Origin of the sequence: Actinomadura sp. NPDC049382 (assembly GCF_040677125.1) — a bacterium.
GTDB lineage: Bacteria > Actinomycetota > Actinomycetes > Streptosporangiales > Streptosporangiaceae > Spirillospora > Spirillospora geliboluensis.
This window is the reverse complement of sequence record NZ_JBFARO010000246.1, coordinates 1-3,383: the sequence shown is the minus strand read 5'-3', so window position 1 is coordinate 3,383 and position 3,383 is coordinate 1. Positions and strand designations below refer to the sequence as shown.

The window sequence follows — 3,383 nt, the reverse complement described above, 5'->3', positions numbered from 1 at the left end:
GCCGCCGGGGACCTGGACACCGTCCGCGCGCTGCTGGGCGCCCTCCGGCGGCGGCCAGCGCGGGGGCGGCGCGGCCGACCATCGCCTCGGCCCGCCGCCACGCCGGGACGGCACGGCCGGCGACGGGGTCGGCCAGCGTGCCGGACATGCCGTGCCGGGCGGCGTTCCACAGCGCCGCCGCGCACAGCTGCCCGTCCGCGCGGGGCGCCTCCCGGCCCGCGGCGAGGTCGGCCAGCGCCGCGCCGACCAGGCCGCGCACCAGCCCGGCCTGCAGGGCCGCCTCAGCCGCGGTCGGGGCCGCGTCGGCGGCCCGGACCTCCACCGTCGGCCACCGCGGCGACGGCCGCGCCAGCCAGAACGTCATCGCCTCGTCGACCAGCACGCCCGCCTCCACCAGCGCCGCGACCCGCGCGTCCCACGCGGCGGCCGACGCCGTCCACGGCGGGACGCCGGAGCCGGGGAACCGCGCCATCGCCACGGCCCGGCGCGCGGCGTAGGCGGTGAGGCGGCCGTGGTCGAACGGGGAGTTGGCCGACAGCGCCAGCAGCACCGGCAGCCACGGCCGCAGGTGGTTGACCACCGCCACCGCGGTGTCGCGGTCGGGGACGCCGACGTGGACGTGGCAGCCGCACGCCTGGTAGTCCTCCACCACGTCCCCGTAGGCGGCCATGACCGCGGCGTACCGGTCGCCGGGCGCGGGCGGCGGCGGGGGCCCGTCCAGCACCGGCGTGCCCGACGCGACCAGCAGCGCGCCGCGGGCGCGGGCCGCCGCCGCCAGCCGCTCGCGTCCGGACCGCAGCTGCGCGCCGAGCCCGGCCAGGTCGCGGCACACGCCCGTCGCCGCCTCCACCTGCGAGGACAGCAGTTCAGGCTGGAAGGAGCCGCCCGCGGACGCCCACCGGTGCGGGCCCGCCGCGACCAGCACGGCGGCGGCGTCCGGGACGCACCTGCCGGTCGCGGCGTCCGCCAGGACGAACTCCTCCTCCACCCCGATCGTGCCGGGTTCGGCCGCGCGGTCCTGGTCCATGTGGCGCCCCCTCGCTCGTGTGCACCCGTCCCGGGGGGATGCCCGTCCAGGCGGTCCCCTCCCGCCCGCGGCCAAGATCCTTTCGGGGGCGGGGTCAGCCGTGCAGGGCCACGTAGGGGGCCAGGACCAGCAGGCACACCACCAGCGTGGCCTTCAGCGCCGCCGCCGGCACGGCCCGCGCGATCATCCAGCCGGCGAGCACGCCGGCCAGTTCCGGGACGCCCATCAGCGCGGCCAGCCGCCAGTCGACGGCGCCGGCGGCGACGTACCCGGCGGTGCCGATGCCGGCGATCACCACCGACTGGGCCTGCGCCGCGGCCAGTGCCGCCAGCACCGGCGTGCCCAGCGCCACCAGCAGCGGGACGCTCAGCAGCGGCCCGCCGACGCCGAACATCGCGCCGACCGCGGCGACGCCGGTGCCCACCGCGACCGCGGTGGGCACCCCGATCCCGGTGGCGGCGGGCGCCGGGGCGCCGTCCGGGCCGCCGTTCGGGGCGGCGGCGGGGCGGCGCCACAGCACCAGCGCCGCGGTCAGCGCGACGAACGCCCCCAGCAGCATCCCGAACACGCGGCCCTCGACCAGCCCGTTCGCCGCCACCCCCAGCGGCGTCCCGGCGACCGCGCCGGCCGCCAGCAGCACCGCCGTGCGCCGCGTCGCCGGGTCCCGCAGCTGCCCAGACCGCGTGTAGACGGCCGTGCCCGCCAGGCCCGTCGCGACGTTGGTGACGATGGCGGTCCCGGCGACCTGCGCCGGCGTCAGGTCGGTGAACGCGAACAGCCCCACGGTGATCAGCACCCCGCCGGGCCCGACGGCGGTGATCCCCACCCCGGCGGCCAGCCCCAGCAGCACCAGGGCGACGGCCACCACCGGTTCCAGTCCCGCCACCGGCCGCTCCCTCGCCTTCGCCCGATTCCCCGCCCGCCGGCGCGGGTCAGCCGCCGCCCGGGCCGTCCGGGCGGGCCAGTGCGCCCGACAGGAACAGCGTGGTGACGGCGTCGCTCGCCTCCTCCACGCCCAGGCGGCGCCGCACGACCCGCGACACCACGCCCTCCAGCAGGCTGAAGTACATCTCGGCGAGCGTGTGGACGGGCATGTCGGTGCGGAAGTGCCCGCCCGCGGCGCCGCGCTCGAACACCGCGCGCAGCGGCCCGGCGAGCTGCCGCTCCACGCGGCGCGCCTCCCGCGGCGTCTGCTCCAGCAGGCCCAGGGCCCGGTGCCGGGCGGCCGCGGCGATCGTCGCGCGGGTCATCCGCGCGACGGCCTCCTCGATCGGGACGCGGTCCAGCCGGGCGTCCTCCAGCCGCGCCACCAGGTCGGCCAGGGCCGCCTCGTACAGCGCGGACAGCAGTGCCTCGCGGCTGGGGAAGAAGCGGTCGAGGTCGGCCCGGTCCACGCCCGCGGCCGCGGCGACGTCGGACATGCCCGCGGCCCCGCCCCGCTCGGCCAGGACCGCCGCGGCGGCCCGGAGGATCCGCGCCCGCTCCCGGTCGCCGGCGATCGTGCCCCTGCTCATCGCGGGAAAGGGTACACCGCGCCCCCCGGTCCGGGCCGTGCCGGTGACCGCGGGGCCGCGGATCTGGCATCCTGGCCCGGCGGCCGGGGCGGCCCGGCCGCCGAGCCGAGGGGGAGGCCGCGGGTGCGCTACGTACTGATGATCTGCAGTGACGAGACCGCCGGGACCGATCCCGAGCGGGCCGCCGCGACCGGCTGCGGCGGCTGGTCGCGGGAGATGGCCGAGCGCGGCGTCGTCCGCGGCGGCGCCGGGCTCGCGCCCGCCGACCGCGCCACCACCGTGAAGGTCCGCGGCGGGGACGTGCTGCTCACCGACGGGCCGTTCGCCGAGACCAAGGACCAGATCGGCGGGTTCACCGTCATCGAGTGCTCCGGCCTGGCCGAGGCCGTGGAGATCGCCGCCCGGCACCCGTGGGCCGAGCTCGGCCAGATCGAGATCCGCCCGGTCGAGGAACCGGGCCCAGCGACGGCGTGACCCCCGCCCCCGTACCCGGTGGCGCGGCACCGGGCGAGGTCGCCGGGGCGGTCGCGGGCGCGTTCCGCGCCGAGTGGGGGCAGATCGTCGCGACGCTGATCCGCCTCACCGGCGACTGGGACCTGGCCGAGGAGTGCGCGCAGGACGCCTTCGCCGCCGCGCTGGAGCGCTGGCCCCGCGACGGCGTCCCGTCCCGCCCCGGCGCGTGGCTGACCACCACCGCCCGCAACCGCGCCGTGGACCGGCTGCGCCGCGACGCCGCCGGCGCCCGCAAACTCGCCGATGCGATCGAAGCCTTCGTCGCCTTGCCCCGCGACGCTTAGCGGTCGAGGATGGCGCGGAGGGTGGAGTCGGCGGCCTGCTCCGGG

Annotated in this window: 5 protein-coding genes; 2 read left to right on the top strand and 3 right to left on the bottom strand. The window is 79.4% G+C overall.

All coding sequences use genetic code 11. From position 1 onward, the window contains the following. The 3 genes from AB0K34_RS46260 to AB0K34_RS46250 all read right to left on the bottom strand — a co-directional run. Nucleotides 1-1,027: YbdK family carboxylate-amine ligase (locus AB0K34_RS46260; RefSeq protein ID WP_364554885.1), on the bottom strand; the 1,027-nt coding region annotated here is incomplete at its 3' end. 94 nt (nt 1,028-1,121) lie between these two features. Further along, nucleotides 1,122-1,913: a sulfite exporter TauE/SafE family protein gene (locus tag AB0K34_RS46255; protein WP_364554883.1), complete on the bottom strand. Its 792-nt coding sequence runs from the start codon at nt 1,911-1,913 to the stop codon at nt 1,122-1,124. A gap of 46 nt (nt 1,914-1,959) precedes the next feature. Beyond that, nucleotides 1,960-2,541: a TetR/AcrR family transcriptional regulator gene (locus tag AB0K34_RS46250; RefSeq protein ID WP_301175872.1), complete on the bottom strand. Its 582-nt coding sequence runs from the start codon at nt 2,539-2,541 to the stop codon at nt 1,960-1,962. A 123-nt stretch (nt 2,542-2,664) separates the two neighbouring features. Here AB0K34_RS46250 and AB0K34_RS46245 point away from each other — a divergent pair, with 123 nt between their 5' ends. After that, nucleotides 2,665-3,015 carry a YciI family protein gene (locus AB0K34_RS46245; protein WP_301175873.1) on the top strand — a complete coding sequence of 117 codons (351 nt, stop codon included), beginning with the start codon at nt 2,665-2,667 and terminating at the stop codon, nt 3,013-3,015. After that, nucleotides 3,012-3,338 carry a sigma factor gene (locus AB0K34_RS46240; protein ID WP_364554881.1) on the top strand — a complete coding sequence of 109 codons (327 nt, stop codon included), beginning with the start codon at nt 3,012-3,014 and terminating at the stop codon, nt 3,336-3,338. The genes AB0K34_RS46245 and AB0K34_RS46240 overlap by 4 nt, the downstream gene beginning before the upstream one ends. The last annotated feature ends 45 nt before the right edge of the window (nt 3,339-3,383 follow it).